The sequence below is a fragment of the Caballeronia sp. dw_276 genome (genome assembly GCF_018449635.1).
In the GTDB taxonomy this organism is placed as follows: Bacteria; Pseudomonadota; Gammaproteobacteria; order Burkholderiales; family Burkholderiaceae; genus Caballeronia.
Window position 1 is genome coordinate 56,436 of the sequence record NZ_JAAVUV010000011.1, and the last position, 25,092, is coordinate 81,527.

Consider the following 25,092-nt stretch of genomic DNA (forward strand, 5'->3'; position numbering starts at 1 on the left):
AGCACGTCAATCGTAGCGGCCGATGGTGAGCATTTTCATCATCGTTCGATACGCGTTGTACGCGAGCCAATTAAGCAGACGCTCACCAGCCGGACGCGCCGCATATTGCTCGAGTGTGATCGGCCGGGCGTCTTCGTAGGCCACGAGGATCGAGTCGCGCAGCTTCACGATCTCGTTCTCGTGGTTCACCAGCACCATATTCGCCTCGTTGTTCAGCACGAGGCTCAGCGCGTCGAGATTCGACGAGCCGACCGTCGCCCAGTTCGAATCCACCACGGCCACCTTCCCGTGTAACATGGTTTTCTCGTACTCGGCGATCCGCACGCCCGATTTCAGCAAGTTCCGATACAGAAAAGGCGTCGCGTAATCCAGCGCGACAAACTCCTTCCTGCCGATCACCAGCGTCACGCGCACGCCGCGCTGCGCGGCGCGAACCAGCGCGCGCCGTAGTTTGCGGCCCGGCATGAAGTACGGGTTCGCGAGCATCACCTCTTTTTCGGCGTGCGAGATGGCCGCCAGATACGCCTTTTCAATAGCGCGCCGGTTCAGGAGGTTATCGCGGGCGACAAACGCCACGCACGGCCGGTCAACGGCGTGAATCATGCCCCGCCGCGCCCGCAGACGCGCCCGCAGCGCGCGCCGGCTGCTTCGGGATGAATCGCCGGGCTTCGCGTTTTGGTCTTTCACGCTCGAACTGCGCGGCTTCACGCCGAGACGAATTCGCTGCCATTGAAGATCGAAGGCTTCGCGCACATCGGAAACTATTGGCCCTTGGGTCTCCAATGCAAAGTCCCATCGCGCGAACTCGATCCGCACGCCGTTCTGCTCGTAGTCATCGACTATGTTGATGCCACCGCAAAACGCAATCTGGCGATCGATCACCGCCAGCTTCCGATGCGTGCGCGAGAACCCGAGCTGCCCGAACAAATGCGGGTTATAAATGCGATGCTCGACGTTCGCCGCGGGCCATTCATCGAAGAGCGGGAGCTTCGCCGTGCCGATGCCATCCGTGATCACGCGCACATGCACGCCCCGCCGCCCTGCGTTCATCAACGCAGCGGAAACGGCACGGCCGGCCGCGTCGTCGCAGAAAATGTAGGTTTCGAGCGATACCTCGTGCTTCGCGGCGTCGATGCGTCCGATCAAATCCGGGAAAAACGCATCGCCGGATTTGAGCAATTTGACCGTGTTGTTGATGGTGAAGCACAACCTTCCCGGGCGGCGCCCGCGAAACAACGCCTGCTTGAGCCGCGCAAAGCGACGAGAAGGCCCGCCGAAACCCATCACCGGCTGTGCTCCGCGAGGCGCTCGGGCAATTGCAGAATCGCCTCGCGGTTCGATGAAGAAAAACATTTCGCCGCCGCTTCGCGAAACGGCAGCCACAGAAACGCGGTGTGTTCGCGCGGCGCGAGCGTCACTGGAATGCCGTGCGGCACGAGCAGGCTGAACTGGTGCTCGACGTTGCGCACGACGCCTTCGGCGTATCGATGCCGCCATTCCGGATAAATGTCGTACTCAATCTGGTGATGCCAATCGATGAGCGAGCGCTCCGGCACGCCCGGGCTGCCGACCACGATGCCCGTCTCCTCCGCCACTTCGCGCGCGGCGGTGAGCGAGAAGGGTTCATCGACGTGATCTTTGGAGCCGGTCACCGATTGCCAAAACCCCGGCCGATCGGCGCGCTCGATGACGAGCACGTCCATTTCGGGCGTGTGGATTACAACGAGAACGGATTCAGGGATTTTCGGCGGATTGAGCATTTTTGGAGACGGTGCGGCCATTCATGGAAGCTGGCCGACGAATGTAACCCAAAAAACGAAAAAGGCGCATCAAGCGCCTTTTTCGTTTCGGATGTTGCAGCCGAACTTACTGCACCTTCGGCTCCGGCTGACGCAAACGAATGTGCAATTCCTTCAACTGACGTTCGTCCACTTCGCTCGGCGCTTGCGTGAGCAAGTCAGTCGCGCGCTGCGTCTTCGGGAACGCGATCACATCACGGATCGAATCCGCACCCGCCATCATGGTGACAATCCGATCCAGACCAAACGCAATACCACCATGCGGCGGCGCGCCGTACTGCAGTGCGTCGAGCAGGAAGCCGAACTTGATCCGCGCTTCTTCAGCGTTGATCTTCAGCGCGCGGAACACCTTGCTCTGCACTTCTTCCTGATAGATCCGCACCGACCCGCCGCCGATTTCCCAGCCGTTCAGCACCATGTCGTACGCCTTCGCGAGGCATCGGCCCGGATCGGTTTCCAGATATTCCAGATGCTCGTCCTTCGGGCTCGTGAACGGGTGATGCGCGGCCACGTAGCGGTTGTCTTCTTCATCGAATTCGAACATCGGGAAGTCGATAACCCACAACGGCTTCCAGCCCGATTCGAACAGCCCGTTCGCGCGGCCGAATTCCGAATGGCCGATCTTCAGGCGCAGCGCGCCCAAGCTGTCGTTCACCACTTTCGAACGATCCGCCGCGAAGAAAATGATGTCGCCGTTCTGCGCGCCGGTCCGCTCGATGATCGCGGTGATCGATGCGTCGTGCAGGTTCTTCACAATCGGGCTTTGCAAGCCGTCGCGGCCCTTCGCGATGTCATTCACCTTGATCCAGGCCAAGCCCTTCGCGCCGTAGATCCGCACGAATTCCGTGTAGCCGTCGATCTCGCTACGCGTCATCTCGCCGCCACGCGGCACGCGGATCGCCGCCACGCGGCCATCCTTGGAGTTGGCCGGCGTACTGAAGACCTTGAAATCGACGTCGCGAACGGCATCGGTCAGATCCGTGAATTCCAGCTTCACGCGCAGGTCCGGCTTGTCCGAACCAAAGCGGCGCATGGCTTCCGAATACAGCATGACCGGGAATTTCTCGTCGAGCGAAACGTCGATGGTCTTCTTGAACACATGACGGATCATCGCTTCGAACAGATCGCGAATTTCCTGCTCGCTCAAGAACGACGTTTCACAGTCGATCTGCGTGAATTCCGGCTGACGATCGGCGCGCAGGTCTTCGTCGCGGAAACACTTCACGATCTGGTAGTAACGATCGAAGTTCGCGACCATCAGCAACTGCTTGAACAATTGCGGCGACTGCGGCAACGCGAAGAACTGACCCGGGTTCGTACGCGACGGCACCAGGTAATCGCGCGCGCCTTCCGGCGTGCTCTTGGTCAGCATCGGCGTTTCGATGTCGATGAAACCCTGCTCGTCCAGATACTTGCGCACTTCAATTGCCACGCGATACCGCAAGCGCAAGTTCTGCTGCATTTGCGGACGGCGAAGGTCGAGCACGCGATGCGTGAGGCGCGTGGTTTCGGACAGGTTGTCGTCGTCGAGCTGGAACGGCGGCGTGACCGACGGGTTCAGCACATTCAACTCGTGGCACAGCACTTCAATCTTGCCGCTCGTCAGCCCGGCGTTCGCCGTACCTTCGGGACGAGCGCGCACAACACCCTTAACCTGCACGCAAAACTCGCCGCGCACGCCTTCGGCAACCTTGAACATGTCCGCGCGATCCGGATCGCACACAACTTGAACGAGGCCCTCACGATCGCGCAGATCGATAAAAATGACGCCGCCGTGGTCGCGCCGGCGATGTACCCAGCCGCACAGCGAAACGCTTTGGCCCAGAAGGGCTTCGGTCACCAGACCGCAGTATTCAGATCTCATCGACATGATGTTGTGTCTTTCGTTATTCATTGATCAACGGCACGCACGAACACGCTGGAAACGATGTTCGCGGCACGCCGGCATTACAGCGGCGGGTCGACGGGACGGCGCGGCGCGGCCTGCGCTTGCGGCATGGACGGCGCGACTACTCCCATTGACACGATGTACTTCAACGCAGCGTCGACGGACATGTCGAGCTCGATGACTTCGCTTTTCGGCACCATCAGGAAAAAGCCCGAGGTGGGATTCGGCGTGGTCGGCACGTAGACGCTCACATGATCTTCGGTCAGGTGATTGACTACGTCGCCGCCAGGAACACCCGTCAGGAAACCGATGGTGTACGAACCCGAATGAGGATAACGGATCAGCAGTGCCTTGCGGAACGCGTTGCCGCTGCTCGAAAGCAACGTGTCCGACACTTGTTTCACGCTGGTATACAGCGGTCCGACCACGGGAATGTGACGCACGATCACATTCCACCACTCGACCAGTTTCTGGCCGATGAAGTTCTGCGTGAGCAAGCCCACGACAAAAATGAACGCGAGCGTCAGCACGGCGCCGAGACCCGGCAAATGAAAACCGAACACGCGCTCAGGCTGCCACGATTCCGGCAGGAGCAGCAGCGTCTGGTCCATGGTTCCGATCACGAGCCCGATCACCCACAAGGTGATGGCGAGCGGCACCAGCACCAGCAAGCCGGTTGCGAACACGGATTTCAACGTAGTCTTTTTGGTCGTCATTTACACAGCCGGAAGGCCGCACCGCAGGATTTCACGGTTTGGCTGGTTCGCCGCCCGAGGTGCATCTTGAGTTTCGGGCGGACATCTGCGTGCGTGCGATCGGACAGATCGAGCGGTTGAGCGCGGTGAAATTGCTCGCGCGGGTCGGGCTTCGTTTCCGTTTCAGACTTCGCGCTTCGTTTCGAGACTTCGGCGAGCGTCAATTAGATGCCGGAGCAGCCGGTTTCGATGCCGCCGGCGTGGACGACGTGCTGCTCTTAGAGCTATCCGATGACGCCGGTGCGCTCGCTGTCGACGATTCGCTTTTTGAGGCGTCCTTGCCCGAACTGCCCGAATCCGATGCGCCTTCGCTCTTCGTTTCGGCCTTCGCGCCATCGTCCTTCTTCGCCGCCGCGGGCGCGCCGTTGTTACCGCCACGGAAATCCGTCACGTACCAGCCCGAGCCCTTCAGTTGAAAGCCTGCTGCAGTGACTTGCTTGACGAACGTGTCCTTTCCGCATTGCGGACAGGTGGTGAGCGGCGCATCGCTCATTTTCTGGAGCGCGTCTTTTTGAAAGCCGCATGACTCGCAGCGGTACGCGTAGATCGGCATGGCACTCTTCCTACGGATTAACGTTTCGGCGCTTGCAAAGCCTTGAATTATAGCCGCAAACCATCAGCGCCCCCCTAAATTCGGCCGGGCGCTGGCAGGTTTGCGACCCGTTGCAACAGGTTGATGCGTGTTTTCTATCGCTGAAACGTAACGCGCACGCCTGTGGAACATTTCTCCCGCGCATCAAATATCGGCATCTTATTTTGTGGCGGTACCGGCTGTTTTAAAGACAGGCGCCTTAAACTTTTGATCGGCGTCGCCAAGTCAGCCAGCGCTCGCGCCCGGCGAATACGCTGATGGAGCCGGTCACGTCGTGCTCTTCGACCAGCTCGAAATGCGGTGTGAGCAATGCATCGAGCGCATCCCTTTCGATACCGAACGGTGGCCCGTTGGGTATCGCGCCAAGGAAATAGAAGCCGGCGAGCAACGCGCCCGGACGCAGGAGCGCCGCCATGCGCGTGGCGTAATCGGGCCATCGTTCACGCGGCAAAGCGCAAAGGAATGCGCGCTCGTAGATCCAGTCGGGCTCAAAAGGCGGCTCGTACGAAAAGAAATCGGCCTGCTCGACGAGCTTTGCATGCTCGCCCAACTGCAGCCGAGCCGCGCTTACGGCGCTTGGAGAAAAGTCGATGGCCTTGACCTGCCATTTTTCCTGAGCCAGCCAAAGCGCTTCATACGCGCTGCCGCAGCCGGGAATCAGCACGTTTTTCAACGCCTCGCGATGCTCAAGCGCAAACGCCAAAAACGCCTCGGGCACGCCGGCCTGATCCCACGGCATGAAGCGCCGGTCAAAACGTTCGTCCCAGAACTCGGGCGAATTGGCGTCGCGCGTAGCGAACGTCGGGACAGCGGGAGTGGGCTTATCGGCCATGGTCTAGCCTCCGTATGCGAACGCCTGCCAAAATTCCGCGAGCACAGCGCCCGCGCCAACGGCTAGCCCAAAGATCAGCAACGCCTGTAGCAATCGGTTGGTCCGTTTCTGCTCGAGCAGGATCATGCGCATCATTTCGTCGTTGCCGCCACGCGACGAGTCGTGTTGGTTTGCCAGCACCTGATGGATCAGGCGCGGCAACTGGGGCATGGTCTTGCTCCATTGCGGGGCTTCGAGCTTGAGCCTCTCATACCAGCCGCGCCAGCCGACTTGCTCGTTCATCCACCGTTCGAGATACGGCTTGGCGGTCTTCCACAAGTCGAGATCCGGATCGAGCGAACGCCCCAGACCTTCCACGTTCAGCATGGTTTTTTGCAACAAAACAAGCTGGGGCTGAATTTCGACGTTGAAGCGGCGCGAGGTCGAAAAGAGCCGCATCAGCACCTGACCCAGCGAGATATCTTTCAACGCGCGATCGAAATACGGTTCGCACACGGCTCGAATCGCGCTTTCCAGTTCCTCGACGCGCGTAGTCGGCGGCACCCAGCCCGACTCCAGATGCAGCGTGGCGACACGGTGATAGTCACGCTTGAAGAACGCCAGGAAGTTCTGCGCGAGATAGTTTTTATCGAAGTCAGAAAGCGCGCCTACGATCCCGAAGTCCAGCGCGATATACCGCCCGAACGTGTCCTCCGCCAGACTCACCTGAATGTTCCCGGGATGCATGTCGGCGTGAAAAAAACCGTCGCGGAAAACTTGCGTGAAGAAGATCTCGACACCTTCCTGCGCCAGCTTCGGGATATCGACGCCAGCCGCCCGCAACACTTCCACCTGACTGATCGGCACGCCGACCATGCGCTCCATCACGAGCACGGCGGGCGCCGAGTAGTCCCAGTACATCTCCGGCACCATCAGCAAATCGAGGCCGGCAAAATTGCGCCGTAACTGGCTGCCGTTTGCAGCTTCGCGCATCAGGTCGAGTTCGTCGTGGAGATATTTGTCGAACTCGGCGACAACTTCTCGCGGTTTCAGACGTTTGCCATCGGCCCACAACCGCTCGGTCCAGTAAGCAATATCGCGCAGCAGCGCCAGATCGGAGTCGATCACTGGCAGCATGTTCGGCCGCAACACTTTCACCGCAACCGGTTTGCCCGCGTGCGCGCCCGTCTTGATCTTCGCGAAGTGCACCTGCGCAATGGACGCGCTCGCCACCGGCACGCGCTCGAAATCATCGAACAACACGTCGATAGACGAACCCAGCGACTTTTCGACTATCGCGATAGCCACGTCCGAATCGAACGGCGGTACCTGGTCTTGCAGCTTGGCGAGTTCATTCGCGATATCGACCGGCAGCAAATCGCGACGCGTGGACAGCACTTGCCCGAACTTCACAAAAATCGGACCGAGGCTCTCGAGCGCCAAACGCAGCCGTACGCCACGCGCGACCTCGAACTTGCGGCCGAACGTGGTCACGCGCATCAGCATGCGAACGCGCCGGTCCTGAATGCCGCTCAGCACCAGTTCATCCAGGCCGAATCGCACTACGGTGAAAAAGATCTTGAGGAAACGCAGAAAACGCATGGTTCAGCCCATTACTTGCTCGTGCCGCGCGCTGGCGCGGCGCCGGGCGCTGACGCGCCACGGGCTTCGGCTTTTTGTTCGAGTCGCTCGATGCGTTTTTCGACGCGCGCGAGCGCGTCCCGGGCTATCGACAATTCAGCATTGAACGTGTCGAGGGCGCTACGGCGCACGAGTTGAGGTTGTTCGTCGAGCAGATATTCCGCGACCGATTCAAGCAGGTTGCGCCCCGAGCGGCGCGCTTGTTCACCGGCCAGCCGCACGGTCGAACCTATCCGGTGCGCCGGTCCGTCGCCAATCACGCGCGCCAGATCTTCCTCAGGCTCCCAACGCAGATGCTCGGCCAGTTTCGCGATGGTCGTCGCAAATTCCGCGTCGCCTTCAATGCGCACGTGTTTCATAACGGCCGCCTGGCCGCCTTGCATGAACGCGGGGAGAGCGTCGGGCGGCACGGAGAGCGTCACGTCGAACGTAGCCTGGTTTTCGTCGATAGCACCGATCAGCCCGTCCGGCTGCACCATCAGATACAGCGAAAACGGCGCGAGAACAAAGCACGCGGTCTTGCCTGCATACGGGGAAAGACGCTCGCGAGCCCATGATTCGCGCGCGAGCATGTGGTTCACAGCGGCCGCAAACGCCTTCGATGCGGTTCTGGCTGCGGCCTGGGTGGCAGAGGGGACTGCGGGTTGGGCGAATTCGTCTGCGTGCGTCATCGGCTCTGAGATGAAAAAACCCGCACAAGCGGTCACTCGTGCGGGTTTCTATTCTACCTTTGCAACTGGCGTTATCGTTTGGCTATGGTCACGCGAAACGCAACGTTAGCCGTCCGGTCTAGCCGACAAAGCCTGAACATCAAGCCTTCCCTGCTCAGCTAACCTGCTGAATACCAGCCAGCAGCCAGCCTTCGTTGCCGTACTTCTGCTTCGACAGGTTCCAGATTTCGACGAACGGCTCGGCAGCAGCACCTTCCGTTTCGCGGATCAGGCCGTGGAAACGCACGCTTGCCAGGCTCTCCGTGCCGCGATCTTCCACGCCCAGAATGTCGGCGTTGAGTTGCACGACGTCCGTGCGGTTCGGCTGCGTCCCACGCGCGTCAATATCCAGTTTCACCTCAGCGAACATTTCCGGCGTGGTGAATTCGCGAATGTCGTTCGAATTGCCACGATCCCAGGCGTCCTGCAGGCGCACGAAGTAGACCTTCGCGTTGCGCAGGAACGCGTCGGTATCGAAACCGGACGGCACGGCGACTTGCGGCGCCGTTGCCGCGTCAACCGGGCTTGCGTAGCTCTGAACACCCGACGGACCGTAACCACCCGGCGCCGACGGCGGCACGTAACTCGGTTCCTGCGACTGATTCAGGTTGGTACGAGCGGAACCTCCAAACGGCGAGCCCGCGCCCGCGCTGGCCAGAGCCGGCGTTGCGCCCTTCCTGCGGTTCATGAAGAAGCGGAAGATCATCACGGCAGCCAGAACGATCAACGCGATCATGATCATGTTGGCCATTGCGCCGGCGAACGCGCCGCCCAGACCGAAATGCGACAGCAATGCCGCGATCCCCAGGCCAGCCGCGAGACCTGCGATCGGGCCCAGCCAGCGGTTACGCGCGGGTTGTGCAGCCGCCGCGCCTGGAGCCGCAGCCGGTGCTGCGCGCTGAGCGTTCGCGGCCTGGCCCGGTTGCATGGATTGCGACGGCGGCGTGGCTTGATGTTGTTGAGTTGCCGTGGTCGATTGACGGCCCATGCTGCGGCCACCGCCCATGCGGCGCGCCTCGGCATCTTCTGTAACTAGAGCACCGGCCATGATTACGCCAGCCAGCGCAACGACCCCGGCTTTCCTGAATAACGACTTCAGGAAACCCCGAGTTTGGGGTAAGCGCGAATCGGACATTTCGAATCCTTTTAAAAGTGGAACACTAAAATTTGGTCCCGACGTGTAACGCTACCACGCCACCTGACAAATTGTAATATTCGACTTGTTCCAAGCCCGCGCGTTCCATCATTGTTTTTAAAGTTTCCTGGTCCGGATGCATCCGGATCGATTCCGCGAGGTATCGGTAGCTATCTGCATCTTTCGCTATCTTGTCGCCAAGCCACGGCAAAATCTTGAAACTGTATAGATCGTAAGCTTTTTTGAGCGGGTCCCATACCTTCGAGAACTCCAGCACCATCACCTTTCCGCCCGGCTTCACAACACGGTGCATTTCGGCTAACGCACCATCTTTGTGCGTCATATTACGAAGTCCAAAGGCAACTGTAATGATATCGAAATAATTGTCCGGGAACGGGATTCGCTCTGCGTCGCAGATCAGGGTCGGGGTGATCACGCCTTTATCAAGAAGCCGATCTCGCCCGACGCGCAGCATCGATTCGTTGATATCCGTGTGCCAGACTTCGCCTTTTTCACCGGCCTGCCTGGCGAACGCCTTTGCCAGATCGCCCGTCCCGCCTGCCAGATCGAGGACTTTGTAGCCCGGCCGCACCTTCGCCTGGCCGATCGTGAACAACTTCCACGCGCGATGCAAACCGCCCGACATCAGGTCGTTCATCAGGTCGTAGTTGCTCGCGACGGAGTGGAAAACGCCCGCCACCTTCTTCGCTTTATCTTGTTCGTCGACCGTTTCAAAACCGAAGTGGGTCTTGCTCATCGCGTTTGTCCTCGCTTTTATTCGTGTAATCGGCCGCGCTCCCCTGAGCCTTCGGCCATGCGCTGCGGCAAATCGCCGCTGCTATATATAAATTGTCAGTGGCGGTGTCCGCCGGACGCTTTTGGCGTCATTGGCGTGTCGCGATCAACGCCTGCCATTTCCAGCTTGGTCAGGTACTGCGCCCACAACTCTTCCTGACGCACCGCGAAGTCGTGCAGGATGTCCCACGAGTAGATGCCGGTGTTGTGGCCATCGGAGAAGTTGAGTTGCAGGGCGTAATGGCCGACGGGATCGGCCGAAATTATGGTTACGTCGCGCTTGCCGGTCTGCAGCGTTTCCTGCCCTGGACCGTGCCCCTGGACTTCTGCCGACGGCGAATATACGCGCAAAAGCTCGAACGGTACGCGATACGTCTGATCGTTGCCATATTGCAATTCGAGCGCGCGCGTCTTGGAATGCACGACGATGCCAGTCGGGATCGGTGTTTGTTTGGTGAGTCCGCTCATGTTGAGCCTTTATTGAAAGTCTGGGCTTATGACCCGAAAGCCGCCGCCATTTCGCTGCGCACCGCTTCCCGCAGCAACGTGGCCTGGGCGCGCCGATTCGATAACAGCGCCTGCGAAACCGTGCGCTGGCGTGGCGCCCAGATGGGCAGCGGGAACCGGGAATCGTTGGAGTGACGGGGAATGACGTGCCAATGGACGTGCGGAACCTGGTTGCCGAGGCTCGCCAGATTTACCTTTGCGGGCGCGATCACACGCCGGATCGCACGCTCGACGCCGTTCACCGCCAACATCAGCTTCGCCCGGTCGGCATCGCCGAGGTCGGACATCTCGGCCACGTGCGCAGTCCAGATCACGCGGCAAAAGCCCGGCCAGTCGGGCTCGTCGGCGAGTACGACGCGCAGCGCGTCGTCCGACCACAAGACTTCGCCGCCGTCTTCACGGCAAAAGACACAGTCCATCGTTTTCCTCTAGCGAAACTTGACCCCGGTCCGCTATTACACCAGCACGCGCTCGATCCCGCCATCATTGGCACGTGCGACGTAATCTTCCATCCAGCTCGCGCCGAGCACCTTGCGGGCGATTTCCACGACGATGTAATCCGCCTCGATATTCGCGTCCTCGTTGTACCGCGACAAACCCTGCAGGCACGACGGGCAGCTGGTGAGAATCTTGACGTCGGTTCCGGTGGATAACGCGCCGTCCCCTGCTTTTAGCACTGAACCCGGCGCGGCGCCCGCCGTTCCTGCAGACGCGTTCGCCAGACTGATGCCGTTTGTACCAGCTTCGGCGACGAGCGGAATGTCGCGCAGCTTCGCCGCGCCCTTGCGGATTTCCTCTTCCTTGCGGAATCGGACTTGCGTGGAAATGTCCGGACGCGTCACGGCGAGCGTGCCGGATTCACCGCAGCATCGATCGTTCTTTTCGATCTTGTAGCCGTCGTTGGCCGATCCCATGATGTCGTTCACGAGCTTGACCGGATCCATGGTCTTGATCGGCGAGTGGCACGGGTCGTGATACATGTAACGCGTGCCGCTCACGCCTTCCAGCTTGATGTTCTTTTCGAGCAGGAATTCGTGGATATCGATGATCCTGCAGCCCGGGAAGATCTTCTCGAATTCGTATCCGGCGAGCTGGTCGTAGCAGGTTCCGCATGACACCACGACGGTCTTGATGTCGAGGTAATTCAGCGTATTGGCCACGCGATGGAACAGCACGCGGTTATCGGTGACGATTTTTTCGGCTTTGTCGAATTGACCGGAACCGCGCTGCGGATAACCGCAGCACAGGTAGCCCGGCGGCAAAACCGTTTGCACGCCCGCTTCCCACAACATGGCTTGCGTCGCGAGACCGACTTGCGAGAACAAACGCTCGGAACCACAGCCTGGGAAATAAAACACGGCTTCGGTATCCGACGTGGTCGTTTTCGGATTGCGGATGATCGGGACGATCTTGTTGTCCTCGATGTCCAGCAGCGCCCGCGCCGTCTTCTTCGGCAAATTGCCGGGCATCTTCTTGTTCATGAAGTGGATGACCTGCTGCGTCACCGCCGGCTTGCCGACCGTTGCCGGTGGTTTCGCCGTCTGCTTCTTCGTGAACTTCTTCAGCACGTCGTTGCCGAGGCGCTGCGCCTTGTAGCCCACACCCATCATCGCCGTGCGGGCGAGGTTGATGGTTTGCGGGTTCGTGGCGTTCAGGAAGAACATGCCGGCCGCGTTGCCTGCGTTGAACTTCTTCTTGCCCATCTTGCGCAGGAGGTTGCGCATGTTCATGGTGACATCGCCGAAATCGATCTTCACCGGGCACGGCGTCACGCACTTGTGGCACACGGTGCAGTGATCGGCGACGTCGTTGAATTCGTCCCAATGCTTGATCGATACCCCGCGACGCGTTTGCTCCTCGTACAGGAACGCCTCGACCAGCAAGGACGTAGCCAGAATCTTGTTGCGCGGGCTGTAGAGCAGGTTGGCTCGCGGCACGTGCGTGGCGCAAACCGGCTTGCACTTGCCGCAACGCAGGCAATCCTTGATGGAATCGGCGATCGCGCCAATGTCCGACTGCTGCATGATCAGCGATTCGTAACCCATCAGCCCGAAACTCGGCGTGTAGGCATTGCGCAGATCTGCGCCAGCGAGCAGCTTGCCCGCATTGAATCGGCCGTTCGGATCGACGCGTTGTTTATACGCGCGGAATTCGCCGATCTCGTCTTCCGTCAGGAATTCCAGCTTCGTAATGCCGATGCCGTGTTCGCCCGAAATCACGCCGTCCAGATCGCGCGCGAGCTTCATGATGCGCGCGACCGCGACGTGCGCGTCCTGCAGCATCTCGTAGTTGTCTGAGTTGACCGGGATGTTCGTGTGGACGTTGCCGTCGCCGGCGTGCATGTGGAGCGCGACGAACACGCGGCCGCGCAGCACCGTCTTGTGGATGTTTTGCGCTTCTTCCAGGATGGGCTTGAACTCGCCGCCATTGAAGATATGGCGCAATTCCGCCCGGATTTCCTGCTTCCAGGAAACGCGGATGGTGCGGTCCTGGGCGACATCGAATACGCGAACGCCTTCCTGGGAATCCACCCGATCCGCGAGTTTTTCGGCGAGACCTTCATAGCCGAGCTGAACCAGATAATGCTGTGCTTCACGCAACGGCATATCCAGCTTTTCGCCGACAAACGTCCAGCGCTCACGCACGCGCTTGAGCAGATCGAGCGCTTGCTGCACGCGGTCTTCGAGCAATTCGGCGCTCGGAATTTCGTTGGCGTCGTCGCTCTTGCCGAGCGGCAGCTTGCCGGCCTTGAAGAACGTTTCGAGCGCATCGACGAGTTGCAGCTTGTTCTTGATCGACAACTCGATGTTGATGCGCTCGATCCCGTCCGTGTACTCGCCCATGCGGTTGAGCGGGATCACGACGTCTTCGTTGATCTTGAACGCGTTCGTATGCTTGGCGATGGCCGCCGTACGCGAACGATCCAGCCAGAACCGTTTGCGCGCCTCGGCGTTCACCGCGACAAACCCCTCGCCGCTCTTGCCGTTCGCCATGCGCACGACTTCGGACGTGGCCTGGGCCACGGCATCTGGATCGTTCCCGACGATATCGCCGATCAGCACCATCTTCGGAAACGCGTTGCGCTTGCTTTTGGTCGCGTAACCGACGGCGCGCAGATAGCGTTCGTCGAGATGCTCGAGGCCCGCGAGAATCGCGCCGCCCTGCTTCGACGTCTCGAACAAATAATCCTTGATCTCCACGATGCTCGGAATCGCATCGCGCGCCTGGCCGAAGAATTCGAGGCAGACGGTGCGCGTATGCGCCGGCATCTTGTGCAGAATCCATCGCGCGGATGTAATCAATCCGTCGCAACCTTCCTTCTGCACGCCCGGCAGCCCCGACAGGAACTTGTCCGTCACGTCCTTGCCGAGTCCTTCCTTGCGGAACTTCGCGCCGGAAATATCGAGCGATTCCGTGCGCAGCAATTTTTCGCCGGGCGCGCGCGAACCGTCGAACCAGTCGAGGCGAAATCGCGCCACGGGAATGTCGTGGATCTTGCCGAGGTTGTGATCGAGCCGCGTAATTTCGAGCCAGTTGCCTTCCGGATCGACCATGCGCCACCAGGCGAGGTTGTCCAGCGCCGTGCCCCACAGGACGGCCTTCTTCCCGCCGGCGTTCATCGCGACATTGCCGCCTACGCACGATGCATCCAGCGAAGTCGGATCGACGGCGAACACGAAACCGGCCTGTTCGGCGGCGTCCGTCACCCGACGCGTCACGACGCCCGCGCCCGAGAAAATGGTCGCGACACGGCCATCGACGCCCGGCAGATCCGTCATCTCGACGGGGCCGAGTTGTTCCAGCTTTTCGGTGTTGATGACGGCCGCGAACGGCGTCAGCGGGATTGCGCCGCCGGTGTAACCCGTGCCGCCTCCGCGCGGAATCACGGTCAGCCCGAGCTCGAAGCACGCCTTGATCAGCCCGGCGATTTCGGCTTCTGTATCTGGAGTGAGCACGACAAACGGATATTCGACGCGCCAGTCGGTGGCGTCCGTCACGTGAGACACGCGCGACAGGCCGTCGAACTTGATGTTGTCTTTTTCGGTGACCTTGCTGAAGACCTTCGATGCCTTCTTGCGCAAATCGTAGGTCTGCTCGAACTCCTTCTTGAAGTCCTCGACGGCGCGGCACGCAGAGCTGATGAGCAGTTCCACGCGCGCGGCGCGGTCGCGGCCGGCATCGTCCTGATGTTGCGAGAGATCGGCCTTGCGACGCTTTTCGATATCGCCCAGCCGATGATTCAGCGCTTCGATCAGCAAGGCGCGGCGTTTGGGGTTATCGAGCAGATCGTCTTGCAGATAGGGATTGCGGCGCACCACCCAGATGTCGCCCAGCACTTCGTAGAGCATGCGCGCCGAGCGGCCCGTGCGGCGTTCGCTGCGCAAATGGGCGAGCGCGGCCCAGGCTTCTTCGCCGAGCAGGCGGATCACGATTTCGCGATCGGAGAACGACGTGTAGTTATAGGGAATTTCGCGCAGGCGCGGCTCGGTATCGAGAGCCACGGCATGCGCGGCGCCGTTCGGATCGAAGGCTTGTGGTGCGTTCATATTCGACAGTTCGGTGGGCCGGCGCCCGCGCTGTTTGATGCAAAAGCAGCGATATAGCCGGCATTGCGCGGGGAAGCGCAGTTTTCGAGTGAAACTTTTTTAGTGAAGGTGCTCGCCGGCAGGGGTCACGAGCGATGCAAAACCTTCGAAAGTACCGGAATCATCGCCACGATCGCGCATGTGACTGCAGAGCCGCCCGGGTCGTGCGGCACAGCGCGCTGCACTCGGGTTGAGCGTCGCGGGGAACATGCGTCAAGAGGCCGATCCGGCTGCGCCGTTGCATCTTCCGATCCTGTATCGAAAAGCGGATTCTAACCTATCGCGATATTCGCCGTTCGCAGTCGCTAGCGGGTTGAAGGGGTTTGTGCTTGTTTGTTTTCGACGGGGATTTGGGAGTTTTGGCAGGAAGCGTTCGGCCACAAACGTGCACCAACCCGGCTGCTGCAAACAAGCCCTGCAAGCGCCAGCGCCAACCCCTTGGGCTATTATTGACACTTTCGCTCAAAAATGGCGCGCAACGCCGCGCGAACGGCTCCGGAATGACCCACCCTGATTACCTCAAGAAAGTCCTGACCGCGCGCGTCTACGACGTCGCCCGCGAAAGCGAACTCGAACCCGCCCGCAATTTGTCCGCGCGACTGCACAACTCGGTCTACCTGAAGCGCGAAGACAACCAGCCGGTGTTCTCGTTCAAGATTCGCGGCGCGTACAACAAGATGGTCCATCTCCCCGCCGATATCCTCGCCCGCGGCGTAATCACAGCATCCGCAGGAAACCACGCTCAGGGCGTCGCGTATTCGGCCACGCGGCTTGGCTGCAAGGCCGTGATCGTGGTGCCGGTGACCACGCCGCAAGTGAAAATCGATGCCATGCGCGCGTTCGGCGGACCGACCGTGGAAGTCGTCCAGCACGGCGAGTCGTATAGCGATGCCTACGGCCACGCCGTCAAGCTGCAAGAAGAACGCGGCCTGACCTTCGTCCATCCGTTCGATGACCCCGACGTCATCGCCGGCCAGGGCACCGTCGCCATGGAAATCCTGCGCCAGCATCAAGGCCCGATCCACGCAATCTTCGTCCCCATCGGCGGCGGCGGACTCGCGGCGGGCGTCGCGGCTTACGTGAAAGCGGTGCGCCCGGAAATCCGCGTGATCGGCGTGCAGTCCATCGATTCATGCGCGATGAAACAATCCATCGCCGCCGGAGAACGCCTCACGCTGACCGAAGTCGGCCTGTTCGCGGACGGCACGGCGGTGAAACTCGTCGGCGAAGAAACGTTCCGGATCTGCCGCGAGTTGCTCGACGAAGTCGTCACGGTCGACACCGACGCGCTCTGCGCGGCCATCAAGGACGTCTTCCAGGACACGCGCAGCGTGCTGGAACCGTCGGGAGCGCTGGCGGTTGCGGGCGCGAAGCTTTACGCCGAGCGCGAAGCGCTGGAAGCGAAGACGCTGGTCGCCATCACGTCCGGCGCGAACATGAACTTCGATCGCATGCGGTTTGTCGCGGAACGGGCGGAGGTCGGTGAAGCGCGCGAAGCCGTGTTCGCCGTGACCATTCCCGAAGAGCGCGGCAGTTTCCGGCGCTTCTGCGAACTGGTCGGTACGCGCAGCGTGACGGAGTTCAACTACCGGATCGCCGATTCGAACGCGGCGCATATCTTCGTCGGCGTGCAGATCAAGACGCGCAACGAAGCTGTGCAGATGGCGAATGCGTTTATCGAACACGGGTTTGCCACGGTCGATCTCAGCCACGACGAACTCTCGAAGCAACATATCCGCTACATGGTCGGCGGTCATTCGCCGCTCGCGCAAGATGAACGTCTGCTGCGTTTCGAGTTTCCGGAACGTCCGGGCGCGCTGATGAAATTCCTTTCTTCGATGGCGCCGAACTGGAATATCAGCCTGTTCCATTACCGGAATCAGGGCGCGGACACGAGCTCGATCCTCGTCGGCATCCAGGTCCCGCAATCCGATAACGCCGCGTTCGGACAATTCCTCGCCACACTGGGTTACCAGTGGTGGGACGAAGGCGCGAACCCGGTCTACAAGCTGTTCCTGGCCTGACGCACGCATGGCCTTCACGCTCGCCGACAAGCTGGTGGTCGCGATTTCGTCGCGGGCGTTGTTCGATTTCGAAGAGGAAAACGAGGTCTACGAAGCCGGCCGGCTGAGCGATTACGAGGCGTTGCAGCGTTCGCGGCTGAACGTTCCGGCCAAACCGGGCATCGCGTTTTCGTTGATCGAGAAATTGCTTGCGTTGAACGTGGACAGCGAGCGACGCGTGGAAGTCGTGATTTTGTCGCGCAGCGATCCCATCAGCGGTTTGCGCGCGTTCAGCTCGTGCAAGGAACATGGCCTCACGATCGAGCGCGGCGTGTTCACGCGCGGCGAGTCGCCGTTTCGATACCTCGAGCCGTTTCGCGCGTCGTTGTTTTTATCGGCGAATTCGGTCGATGTGCGCGATGCCATCGCCGCCGGTTTTCCCGCCGCGACCGTCGTTCCGCGCGCGCCGCTGGCCGTGAGCCGGTATCCTGACGAAATCCGGATTGCCTTCGACGGCGATGCCGTGCTTTTCTCCGATGAGGCCGAGCAAGTGTTTCAGGCGCAGGGATTGCCCGCGTTTGTCGAGCACGAGGTCGGCAAGAAAGATCTGGCTTTGGCGAACGGTCCGTTGAAACCGTTGCTTGAAGCGCTTCACAAGCTGCAAAAACTCGGCCACGAGGCGACGCGGATGCGCATTCGCACGGCGCTTGTCACCGCGAGATCGGCGCCCGCGCACGAGCGCGCGATCCGAACGCTGATGGCCTGGAACATCGAAATCGACGAAGCGATGTTCCTCGGTGGGTTGAACAAAGGCCCGTTTTTGGCCAAGTTCGAACCCGACTTTTTCTTCGACGACCAAATTGGCCATATCGAATCGGCCCGCATCGTGACAGCGACCGGGCATGTTCCGAATGGCATAGCGAACGCCTCATGACGCCAGAACAATCTCCCCTTGGTAAGCCCGTCCAGTACCGCGAACAATATGATCCCGCGCTGCTTTTTCCCATCGATCGCGCTTCGGGCCGCGCGACCATCGGCCTCTCGGCGCAACTGCCGTTTTTCGGCACGGACATCTGGAATGGCTACGAGCTTTCGTGGCTGAATCGCAAGGGCAAGCCGCAGATCGCGGTGGCGACGTTCATCGTGCCGGCGGATTCGCCGAATATCGTGGAGTCGAAGTCGTTCAAGCTGTATCTGGGATCGTTTTCGCAGACGGCTTTTGATTCCATCGATGAAGTTCGTGCTGCGATTCGCAAGGACGTTTCGGCCGTGTGCGGCGCGAATGTTTCGGTTCAGCTTGTTTCGCCCTATGAGTTTGGCGTGAAGCTGAAGATGGAGGAGTTCGAGGGTTTGTCGCTGGACCGGCTCGATCTGGATGCGGATATTTATACGCCCGATCCTTCGTTATTAAGCGCGTCGTTCGGGGAGTCGCCGGTTGATGAAACCGTGTTCTCGAATCTGCTGAAATCAAATTGCCCGGTGACCGGGCAGCCGGATTGGGGCAGCGTGCAGATTCGTTATGTCGGTGCGCCTATCGATCACGCCGGCTTGCTTCGGTACATTATTTCCTACCGCGAACACACCGGATTTCACGAGTTATGCGTTGAGAATATCTTTGTGGACATCATGCGCGAATGCAAGCCGGAACGCCTCGCAGTTTACGCACGATACACCCGGCGCGGCGGACTTGATATCAATCCGTTCCGGACCAACTTCAATTTGCCGATGCCGGATAACGCGCGGCTGGCGCGTCAATAAGGCAAACGATTCAGCGCATTTCTTTTAATGCTAAGGCTTGCGCTGAATCACCTGCCGCGCCCCTATTGATAACTCATTGTGAAGGTCGCATTCGCATCAGCAGTCCCTCGTGTTATAGGACCTGTGCGCACATAGCGAGCAGTGAACGGAATAGTCAGTGTTCCGGACAGGCCCACCGTGCCTACATTGAACTGATTCAAATTATTTATGATAGCGGAGTCCGGACCGTAGCTGATTATCCCGCCGTTATACACAATCTGATAACCCACCCCTTTTGCACTCGACGCAGAATTGAGGGATAACGTATTGCTGACGTTGTTGGGATTGGCGGCATCGGTCATGGTCATCGCGACTGACACCGGGCTTGGACAGTCAATCGAGATATTGAAACCTGTGTCGCCGCTCGTTGATCCAATCGATGGCAAATCGCTCACATGACCGACCGGCATCTTTACGGAGATGGCCGACTGCTGCACCGAACACGCGGGCGCGCTAACTGCGGCGGTATTGTTCGATAACTGTAATACGTTTATTTCGGCCACATCCATGTCCCCCGTTGCAAGCTTGACCGGAAGGTTAAAGTTTCCTGGCAGTACTTGGCCGGTTTTAATCAATTGAACGCGGAACACACCCGTGTAGTAGTTGTAAAGCTGCGCAATATGAGAGCCCCATACGGCCTTTGGCGAGGTCATGACGGCAGTCGCGTTGTCCATGGTATGGCTGGTATCCATGCCGTTATACCAGCTAGCCTTTATGCCAATACCCGTAACCCCGGTTTCATAGACATTGGTCATTCCAGGAACAGCCTTCATGGCGACAACATATCCGGCGGTGTTGTCCCCGGCGGAGCCGCAATTAGCGCGAGCATTGGGCGTTGCAACCCATTGGCTATCAAAGAGAATCGTTCCCACCGCGCTGTCCCGAGGAATACTAAGGTTAAGAGGGAGCGCCACAGTCGCGATAGTTGCGGGAGTCATGCCATACACATTGCAGCCAGCAAACGTGGACGCGTTAAGGCAGAAGTAAAGCATCAGCGCGCACGCAATCTGCGGCGCTGAAGAACATCGCAGTACTCTTTCACCCATCCATTTAATGAACATATTAGACGCCGGCAGGGTTAGCTTTTGGCAAGTATCCTGCCTACGTCAATGTGGATCAAATACTTTTCCACCATCTCCTATAACGCTTTCGCTTTACGACACGAGCGCATGAAGCATTCAGATTTTCCAGCGCGTTCATGACAATTTTTAGTTATCTTCACCGCTCGCGTTTCAATGCTGCAATTGCAATCTGGAAACGTTGGCCGCAACCGCCTACGCTTCCAGTCGCAATATAACCACTAAGGTTTTTGAAGAAAAAATCACCACATGCCACGTTGCAATCAAGCGACGGCCTTCTTATAAGCCACACAATCCACTTCAACCTTGCAATCGATCACCATCGACGAAACCACGCAAGCGCGCGCCGGCGGATGCTCACCAAAATATTCCTTGAACACCTTGTTAAACGATGCGAAGTCGCGCGGGTCATCGAGCCATACGCCGCATCGCACGACATGCTCCGCGCCATATCCTGCTTCTTTCAAAATGGCGAATACGTTCTGAATCGCCTTGTGCGATTGCGCGACGATTCCGCCTTCGATCACTTCGCCGTTTTCCATCGGCGTCTGGCCTGAAACAAACAGCCAGCCATCCGCTTCAACAGCACGCGAGAACGGCATTACCGCGCCGCCCTGTCCTTTACCACCTTCCACGCCATATCGTTTCATTTCGAAGTTCCTTTAAGTTAAAAATGCCCCAGCGCGTCGAGTTTCGAAGCCTCGCCACGCGCCACAAAATGTCCCGCCCGTAATCCCGTCACGGCGCCATCCAGATACGACAACGCGCCGTTCACCCAGACTGCGTCGATACCATCGGCCGTCTGGCGCGGCTCGGCGAAGGTCGCGGTATCGCGGACTTTATCGGCGTCGAACAGAACGAGGTCCGCGTGAAATCCCACCTTCACGAGACCGCGCCCGGCCAGTCCAAACCGCCGCGCCGATAACCCCGTCATCTTGCGCACCGCCTCCTCCAGCGGCACGAGCGACGTGTCGCGCGCGTAGTGCCCGAGCACGCGCGGGAACGCACCCCACAAACGCGGATGCGGCAACGGATCGTTCGGCAAACCGTCCGAGCCGACCATGGTCGCCGGATGCGACAAAATCCGCCGCACGTCGTCTTCCGACATGTTGTGATATACCGCGCCGGCCGGCTGCAAGCGCTTGCCTGCCTCCTGCTGCGTGACCTGCCACTCGGCCGCGACCTCGGAAATCAGCTTGCCGGCCATCTCCGGATGAGGCGTGGACCACGTGATCGTGATGTCGATATCGCCGGTTACCTGCTTCACGTCCAGCGTCGATGAACTCCGGTTATACGGATAACAATCGCATCCCACGGGCTGGCCGGCGCGGACTTTATCGAGCGACTTCAAGACCTCCGTGCTGCGCCCCCAGTTCGATGGCCCCGCGCACTTCAAATGCGAGATCACAACCGGAATGCGCGCATGCTTTCCCACGCGATACGCCTCGTCCATCGCGTCGAGAATGGCGTCGAATTCCGTACGCATATGCGTGGTGTACAGCGCGCCGGCGTTGGCCAACGGTTCGGCCAGCGCCATCACTTCTTCGGGCGGTGCGCTGAACGCCGAGCCGTACGCGAGACCGCTGCTCAGCCCGAGCGCGCCATGCGCCAGCGCTTCTTCGAGTTGCGCGCGCATGCCCTCGATTTCATCCGGCGATGCCCCGCGATCCAGCCGGTCCATATGGTTGTTGCGCAGCGCCGTATGCCCGATCAACGCGCCCACGTTCACGGCCGGACGCGCGTCGTTGACGGCATCGATATACGCAGCGAACGTCGGATATTTGAAGTCGCCTTGGGCACCCAATAGATTCATCGGATCGGGCGGCGCGCCCTTCAATGTCACCGGCGACGCGCTGATGCCGCAATTGCCGACAATCACCGTCGTCACGCCTTGCGAGATTTTCGGCAGCATCTCCGGCGAGCGGATGACGTGGGTATCGTCGTGCGTATGGACATCGATAAAACCCGGCGCCAGCACGCGCCCATCCGCTTCGACCACGTTCTCAGCCGTCCATTGATCGAGCGCGCCGATCGCCACGATTGTCCCGTCCTTGATCGCCACGTCGCGCAGAACGGCGGGCGCGCCCGTTCCATCTATGAGCCTTGCGCCTTTGATCAGCGTGTCGGCGTGTGTTTGTGAATCCGTTGTCATTTCAGTCTCCTAGAGGCTCGCCGTATGGCTCGCCGTAGGGCTCGCCGTGCGGCCGGCGTTCACCGCTGCCGCCGCGATACGCGTCGAGCGCGTGTTTCATGCGCCGCAAAAGCTCGCGGCTGGTTTCGCCTTGCTTCACGGCAAGTTCGGTGACGAGCAGGTCGAGCGCCATCAACATCGCGTATCGGGATGTGGATGGTTTGTAGATAAAGTCGGTCTCGTTCGCGATGACCGGGATCAGCCAGTCGGCCAGTTGCGCGAGCGGCGAAACCGGCGCGGTCAGCGCGATCACGCGCGCGCCATATTCCCGGGCGATGCGGCAGCTTTCAACCATCTCGGGCGTCCTTCCCGTCACCGATAACGCCACGACCACGTGGTCCTTCGAAAGCGTTGCGGCGACCATCCGCTGCAGCAAACCATCCTGATACGACGCCACCGGACGCCCCAGCCGTACAAGGCGAAAGCGCATTTCGTCGGCGAGCGCGGTCGATCCGCCGCCCATGCCGAAGACGTAGATCATCTGGGCATCGGCAAGGGCATCGGCGGCTGCGGCGATGGGCGCTGCCTGCAACGCGCCGCGATTGTGGGCGAGCGTGGTGTGGATATCGTCGAAAATGCGGGAAGCGAGGGAATCGGGAAGCGCGTCTTCACTGCTGCGATCACCGCCGCCGCGTAAAAACCGTTGGCCGACCGCCGCCGCTTGCGCGAGACGCAGCTTCAGTTCGCGCACGTCCTCGCAGCCGACCGCCTTCGCAAAGCGCGTCACGGTCGCGATGCTGACCGCCGCTTTTTTCGCCAACGCGCCGATGCTCGCGCGCGACGCGCCGGTCAGATCGTCGAGAATGAGCGCGGCAACCTTGCGTTCCGCCGTGCGCAATTCGGGCGCACGCTCGGCAATCCGGGCGACGATATCGAAAGGTGGCGGTTCGGACGACACGTTCATTGCAAGCCTTTTGGCGCGGTTTACGAGCGTGATACTAAATAACAATTTATCAGGCATCGTACTTTCTGTACCATAACCGAGTCAATCTCGAATATGCAGGTTTCGGCTTAAAAGCCGAGCCTGAACATATCAAAACGAACGATGGAGTAGCAGCACATGAAAGTTACAAACTATCAGACCCCGACAATCGACCCGTTCGGCAAGGGCCTTGGCATGGTCCCGGGCGTCAGCGTCCACCTGGCGGACGCGGCGCGTCTCGACTGGAATCTCCTCGACGAAGACGTGAGCCTTCCCGCCGCCGTGCTGTACGCGGACCGCATGGAGCACAACCTGAAATGGATGCAGGCGTTCGTGGCCGAATACGGCGTGAAGCTCGCGCCGCACGGCAAGACGACGATGGCGCCGCAATTGTTCCGCCGCCAGCTCGATGCCGGCGCGTGGGGCATCACGCTCGCGACCGCGCATCAGGTTCGCGCGGCGTATCGCGGCGGGGTGCATCGCGTGCTGTTGGCAAATCAGCTCGTCGGCAAGCGCAACATGGGCATGATCGCGGAATTGCTCACCGATCCGAATTTCGAGTTTCATTGCCTCGTGGATTCGGCGGATAACGTCGATCAGCTCGGCACGTTTTTCAGCGATGTGAACAAGCAGATCAACGTGCTGCTGGAACTGGGCGTGGAAGGCGGCCGAACCGGCATTCGCGACGACGCGCAACGCGACGCGGTGCTTGCCGCCATCGCGCGCTGGCCGGATACGGTGAAGCTGACTGGCGTCGAGTTGTACGAAGGCGTGCTGCAGGATGAATCGAAGGTGCGCGCGTTTTTACAGCACGCCGTGGACGTGACGCGTTCGCTCGTCGCGCAGGGCAAGATCGAACGCAGGCCCGCCATTTTGTCAGGCGCGGGATCGGCCTGGTACGACGTCGTCGCCGATGAATTCGCGAAAGCGAACAGCGATGCCATTGAAGTAATCTTGCGTCCGGGCTGTTATTTGACGCACGACGTGGGCGTGTACAAGAAAGCGCAGAACGAGATTTTCGCGCGCAATCCTATCGCGAAAAAGATGGGCGAAGGCCTGAAGCCGGCGCTGCAATTGTGGGCTTACGTGCAGTCGATTCCCGAGCCGGATCGCGTGATCATCGGTTTAGGAAAACGCGATGCAGCCTTCGACGCCGGCATGCCCGAACCCGCGCGGCATTTCCGTCCCGGCACGCAAATGCCGCGCGACGTGACGCCGGGCGAAGGCTGGGAAATCTTCGGCATGATGGACCAGCACGCGTATTTGCGGATCAAGCCGGGCGACGACATCAAGGTCGGCGACATGATCGCGTTCGATATCTCCCACCCCTGCCTCACGTTCGACAAATGGCGTCAGATTCTGATCGTGGATGCGAAATATCGCGTGAAGGAAGTGGTCGAAACCGCGTTTTAAGCGTTGCCGCTGAGCGTTGCGTCGCTTTCTGAAGATGTCGATGCAACCTCGATGATGCGCTGCTCGAGCACGCGCAGCGCACCCGACAAGGCCGCGATGGCTTCGTCGGGAAGCGTGGAAAGCGTCTCGCGCAGAAATTCGTTGCGACGCGGCAAACCGGCGTTGACGACGGCGCGGCCTTCGTCGGTGAGAATCACGTTGGAGATGCGGTTGTCGCGTTGATCGACGCTGCGCGTTATCCATCCCAGCGCCTCTAGCGTTTTCAATTGCCGCGTGAGCGCGCCTGGATCGACGCGCAACCGCTCGACCAGCTTCTTCTGCGACAACTCGCCCGAGTGATCGTGCAACGCGATCAGGACGCGCCAGCGCGGCATCGGCTGGCCGACTTGCGACTCGAACGACTGCATGAACACACGATAAGTGCGTCCAAATTGCTGAATGACCGCGATGCGTTCCGTTTCGTCCATG

Annotated in this window: 23 protein-coding genes; 4 read left to right on the forward strand and 19 right to left on the reverse strand. The window is 60.0% G+C overall.

The window, feature by feature from the left end:
* Positions 1-6: 6 nt before the first annotated feature.
* The 14 genes from HB633_RS22230 to HB633_RS22295 all read right to left on the reverse strand — a co-directional run bounded on the left by HB633_RS22230 (position 7) and on the right by HB633_RS22295 (position 15,180).
* Positions 7-1,284 (reverse strand): phospholipase D-like domain-containing protein, encoded by a 1,278-nt coding sequence (locus tag HB633_RS22230; RefSeq protein ID WP_213780484.1) that lies wholly within the window; start codon positions 1,282-1,284, stop codon positions 7-9.
* The gene (nudB, locus tag HB633_RS22235; RefSeq protein WP_213780485.1) at positions 1,284-1,760 is read right to left on the reverse strand and encodes a dihydroneopterin triphosphate diphosphatase; all 477 of its coding nucleotides are present in this window, start codon (positions 1,758-1,760) and stop codon (positions 1,284-1,286) included. Before nudB ends, HB633_RS22230 begins: the two co-directional genes overlap by 1 nt.
* A gap of 106 nt (positions 1,761-1,866) precedes the next feature.
* Complete coding sequence (aspS, locus tag HB633_RS22240; RefSeq protein ID WP_213780304.1) at positions 1,867-3,669, reverse strand: aspartate--tRNA ligase; 1,803 nt, start codon at positions 3,667-3,669, stop codon at positions 1,867-1,869.
* A 77-nt stretch (positions 3,670-3,746) separates the two neighbouring features.
* On the reverse strand, positions 3,747-4,403 hold the full coding sequence (locus HB633_RS22245) for a DUF502 domain-containing protein (RefSeq protein ID WP_213780305.1): 657 nt from the start codon (positions 4,401-4,403) through the stop codon (positions 3,747-3,749).
* Positions 4,400-4,606, reverse strand: a complete 207-nt coding sequence (locus tag HB633_RS22250; protein WP_213780306.1) for a hypothetical protein — start codon at positions 4,604-4,606, stop codon at positions 4,400-4,402. Before HB633_RS22250 ends, HB633_RS22245 begins: the two co-directional genes overlap by 4 nt.
* A complete protein-coding gene (locus HB633_RS22255) occupies positions 4,603-4,995 on the reverse strand; it encodes a zinc ribbon domain-containing protein (RefSeq protein WP_213780307.1) in 393 nt (130 codons plus the stop codon). The genes HB633_RS22250 and HB633_RS22255 overlap by 4 nt, the downstream gene beginning before the upstream one ends.
* Before the next feature lie 238 nt (positions 4,996-5,233).
* Complete coding sequence (locus HB633_RS22260; protein ID WP_213780308.1) at positions 5,234-5,866, reverse strand: methyltransferase domain-containing protein; 633 nt, start codon at positions 5,864-5,866, stop codon at positions 5,234-5,236.
* Between the two features lie 3 nt (positions 5,867-5,869).
* Entirely contained in the window at positions 5,870-7,447 is a 1,578-nt protein-coding gene (gene ubiB, locus HB633_RS22265) for a ubiquinone biosynthesis regulatory protein kinase UbiB (RefSeq protein WP_213780309.1), read from the reverse strand.
* An 11-nt stretch (positions 7,448-7,458) separates the two neighbouring features.
* Positions 7,459-8,058, reverse strand: a complete 600-nt coding sequence (locus HB633_RS22270) for an SCP2 sterol-binding domain-containing protein (protein WP_255581080.1) — start codon at positions 8,056-8,058, stop codon at positions 7,459-7,461.
* 253 nt (positions 8,059-8,311) lie between these two features.
* Positions 8,312-9,331 (reverse strand): TIM44-like domain-containing protein, encoded by a 1,020-nt coding sequence (locus HB633_RS22275; protein WP_213780311.1) that lies wholly within the window; start codon positions 9,329-9,331, stop codon positions 8,312-8,314.
* Between the two features lie 25 nt (positions 9,332-9,356).
* Positions 9,357-10,088 carry a bifunctional demethylmenaquinone methyltransferase/2-methoxy-6-polyprenyl-1,4-benzoquinol methylase UbiE gene (ubiE, locus tag HB633_RS22280; protein ID WP_213780312.1) on the reverse strand — a complete coding sequence of 244 codons (732 nt, stop codon included), beginning with the start codon at positions 10,086-10,088 and terminating at the stop codon, positions 9,357-9,359.
* A 95-nt stretch (positions 10,089-10,183) separates the two neighbouring features.
* Complete coding sequence (locus HB633_RS22285) at positions 10,184-10,594, reverse strand: DUF971 domain-containing protein (protein ID WP_213780313.1); 411 nt, start codon at positions 10,592-10,594, stop codon at positions 10,184-10,186.
* Positions 10,595-10,620: 26 nt separating this feature from the next.
* The gene (locus tag HB633_RS22290; protein ID WP_213780314.1) at positions 10,621-11,052 is read right to left on the reverse strand and encodes an HIT family protein; all 432 of its coding nucleotides are present in this window, start codon (positions 11,050-11,052) and stop codon (positions 10,621-10,623) included.
* A gap of 36 nt (positions 11,053-11,088) precedes the next feature.
* Entirely contained in the window at positions 11,089-15,180 is a 4,092-nt protein-coding gene (locus HB633_RS22295; protein WP_213780315.1) for a DUF3683 domain-containing protein, read from the reverse strand.
* Positions 15,181-15,719: 539 nt separating this feature from the next.
* On the opposite strand from HB633_RS22295, the gene ilvA reads away from it, so the two are divergent.
* Genes ilvA through queF form a run of 3 tightly spaced genes read left to right on the forward strand, consistent with a single transcriptional unit; the run spans position 15,720 to position 18,980 of the window.
* Positions 15,720-17,243 carry a threonine ammonia-lyase, biosynthetic gene (ilvA, locus tag HB633_RS22300; protein WP_213780316.1) on the forward strand — a complete coding sequence of 508 codons (1,524 nt, stop codon included), beginning with the start codon at positions 15,720-15,722 and terminating at the stop codon, positions 17,241-17,243.
* A gap of 7 nt (positions 17,244-17,250) precedes the next feature.
* Entirely contained in the window at positions 17,251-18,156 is a 906-nt protein-coding gene (locus HB633_RS22305) for a 5'-nucleotidase (RefSeq protein WP_213780317.1), read from the forward strand.
* Entirely contained in the window at positions 18,153-18,980 is an 828-nt protein-coding gene (gene queF / locus HB633_RS22310; RefSeq protein WP_213780318.1) for an NADPH-dependent 7-cyano-7-deazaguanine reductase QueF, read from the forward strand. Before HB633_RS22305 ends, queF begins: the two co-directional genes overlap by 4 nt.
* Before the next feature lie 62 nt (positions 18,981-19,042).
* Here queF and HB633_RS22315 read toward each other — a convergent pair whose 3' ends face one another.
* The 4 genes from HB633_RS22315 to HB633_RS22330 all read right to left on the reverse strand — a co-directional run bounded on the left by HB633_RS22315 (position 19,043) and on the right by HB633_RS22330 (position 23,193).
* The gene (locus HB633_RS22315; RefSeq protein WP_213780319.1) at positions 19,043-20,080 is read right to left on the reverse strand and encodes a fimbrial protein; all 1,038 of its coding nucleotides are present in this window, start codon (positions 20,078-20,080) and stop codon (positions 19,043-19,045) included.
* 281 nt (positions 20,081-20,361) lie between these two features.
* Entirely contained in the window at positions 20,362-20,748 is a 387-nt protein-coding gene (locus HB633_RS22320) for a Rid family hydrolase (protein WP_213780320.1), read from the reverse strand.
* Positions 20,749-20,765: 17 nt separating this feature from the next.
* On the reverse strand, positions 20,766-22,250 hold the full coding sequence (locus HB633_RS22325; RefSeq protein WP_213780321.1) for a D-aminoacylase: 1,485 nt from the start codon (positions 22,248-22,250) through the stop codon (positions 20,766-20,768).
* A 1-nt stretch (position 22,251) separates the two neighbouring features.
* On the reverse strand, positions 22,252-23,193 hold the full coding sequence (locus tag HB633_RS22330) for a MurR/RpiR family transcriptional regulator (RefSeq protein WP_213780322.1): 942 nt from the start codon (positions 23,191-23,193) through the stop codon (positions 22,252-22,254).
* A 156-nt stretch (positions 23,194-23,349) separates the two neighbouring features.
* On the opposite strand from HB633_RS22330, the gene HB633_RS22335 reads away from it, so the two are divergent.
* The gene (locus tag HB633_RS22335; RefSeq protein WP_213780323.1) at positions 23,350-24,624 is read left to right on the forward strand and encodes an amino acid deaminase; all 1,275 of its coding nucleotides are present in this window, start codon (positions 23,350-23,352) and stop codon (positions 24,622-24,624) included.
* Here HB633_RS22335 and HB633_RS22340 read toward each other — a convergent pair.
* Positions 24,621-25,091 carry a MarR family transcriptional regulator gene (locus HB633_RS22340; RefSeq protein WP_213780324.1) on the reverse strand — a complete coding sequence of 157 codons (471 nt, stop codon included), beginning with the start codon at positions 25,089-25,091 and terminating at the stop codon, positions 24,621-24,623. The genes HB633_RS22335 and HB633_RS22340 overlap by 4 nt on opposite strands.
* Between the last annotated feature and the right edge of the window lies 1 nt (position 25,092).

What these genes read in the sequence shown, in the direction of transcription:
- HB633_RS22255 (WP_213780307.1), bottom strand. Translation starts at nt 4,995, where the DNA reads ATGCCGATCTACGCGTACCGCTGCGAGTCATGCGGCTTTCAAAAAGAC.
- HB633_RS22230 (WP_213780484.1), bottom strand. Translation starts at nt 1,284, where the DNA reads ATGGGTTTCGGCGGGCCTTCTCGTCGCTTTGCGCGGCTCAAGCAGGCG.
- ubiB (WP_213780309.1), bottom strand. Translation starts at nt 7,447, where the DNA reads ATGCGTTTTCTGCGTTTCCTCAAGATCTTTTTCACCGTAGTGCGATTC.
- HB633_RS22295 (WP_213780315.1), bottom strand. Translation starts at nt 15,180, where the DNA reads ATGAACGCACCACAAGCCTTCGATCCGAACGGCGCCGCGCATGCCGTG.
- HB633_RS22245 (WP_213780305.1), bottom strand. Translation starts at nt 4,403, where the DNA reads ATGACGACCAAAAAGACTACGTTGAAATCCGTGTTCGCAACCGGCTTG.
- HB633_RS22340 (WP_213780324.1), bottom strand. Translation starts at nt 25,091, where the DNA reads ATGGACGAAACGGAACGCATCGCGGTCATTCAGCAATTTGGACGCACT.
- ubiE (WP_213780312.1), bottom strand. Translation starts at nt 10,088, where the DNA reads ATGAGCAAGACCCACTTCGGTTTTGAAACGGTCGACGAACAAGATAAA.
- HB633_RS22305 (WP_213780317.1), top strand. Translation starts at nt 17,251, where the DNA reads ATGGCCTTCACGCTCGCCGACAAGCTGGTGGTCGCGATTTCGTCGCGG.
- HB633_RS22290 (WP_213780314.1), bottom strand. Translation starts at nt 11,052, where the DNA reads ATGGACTGTGTCTTTTGCCGTGAAGACGGCGGCGAAGTCTTGTGGTCG.
- queF (WP_213780318.1), top strand. Translation starts at nt 18,153, where the DNA reads ATGACGCCAGAACAATCTCCCCTTGGTAAGCCCGTCCAGTACCGCGAA.
- HB633_RS22315 (WP_213780319.1), bottom strand. Translation starts at nt 20,080, where the DNA reads ATGTTCATTAAATGGATGGGTGAAAGAGTACTGCGATGTTCTTCAGCG.
- ilvA (WP_213780316.1), top strand. Translation starts at nt 15,720, where the DNA reads ATGACCCACCCTGATTACCTCAAGAAAGTCCTGACCGCGCGCGTCTAC.
- HB633_RS22260 (WP_213780308.1), bottom strand. Translation starts at nt 5,866, where the DNA reads ATGGCCGATAAGCCCACTCCCGCTGTCCCGACGTTCGCTACGCGCGAC.
- aspS (WP_213780304.1), bottom strand. Translation starts at nt 3,669, where the DNA reads ATGTCGATGAGATCTGAATACTGCGGTCTGGTGACCGAAGCCCTTCTG.
- HB633_RS22275 (WP_213780311.1), bottom strand. Translation starts at nt 9,331, where the DNA reads ATGTCCGATTCGCGCTTACCCCAAACTCGGGGTTTCCTGAAGTCGTTA.
- HB633_RS22335 (WP_213780323.1), top strand. Translation starts at nt 23,350, where the DNA reads ATGAAAGTTACAAACTATCAGACCCCGACAATCGACCCGTTCGGCAAG.
- HB633_RS22285 (WP_213780313.1), bottom strand. Translation starts at nt 10,594, where the DNA reads ATGAGCGGACTCACCAAACAAACACCGATCCCGACTGGCATCGTCGTG.
- HB633_RS22330 (WP_213780322.1), bottom strand. Translation starts at nt 23,193, where the DNA reads ATGAACGTGTCGTCCGAACCGCCACCTTTCGATATCGTCGCCCGGATT.
- nudB (WP_213780485.1), bottom strand. Translation starts at nt 1,760, where the DNA reads ATGCTCAATCCGCCGAAAATCCCTGAATCCGTTCTCGTTGTAATCCAC.
- HB633_RS22270 (WP_255581080.1), bottom strand. Translation starts at nt 8,058, where the DNA reads ATGCTCGCGCGCGAATCATGGGCTCGCGAGCGTCTTTCCCCGTATGCA.
- HB633_RS22325 (WP_213780321.1), bottom strand. Translation starts at nt 22,250, where the DNA reads ATGACAACGGATTCACAAACACACGCCGACACGCTGATCAAAGGCGCA.
- HB633_RS22320 (WP_213780320.1), bottom strand. Translation starts at nt 20,748, where the DNA reads ATGAAACGATATGGCGTGGAAGGTGGTAAAGGACAGGGCGGCGCGGTA.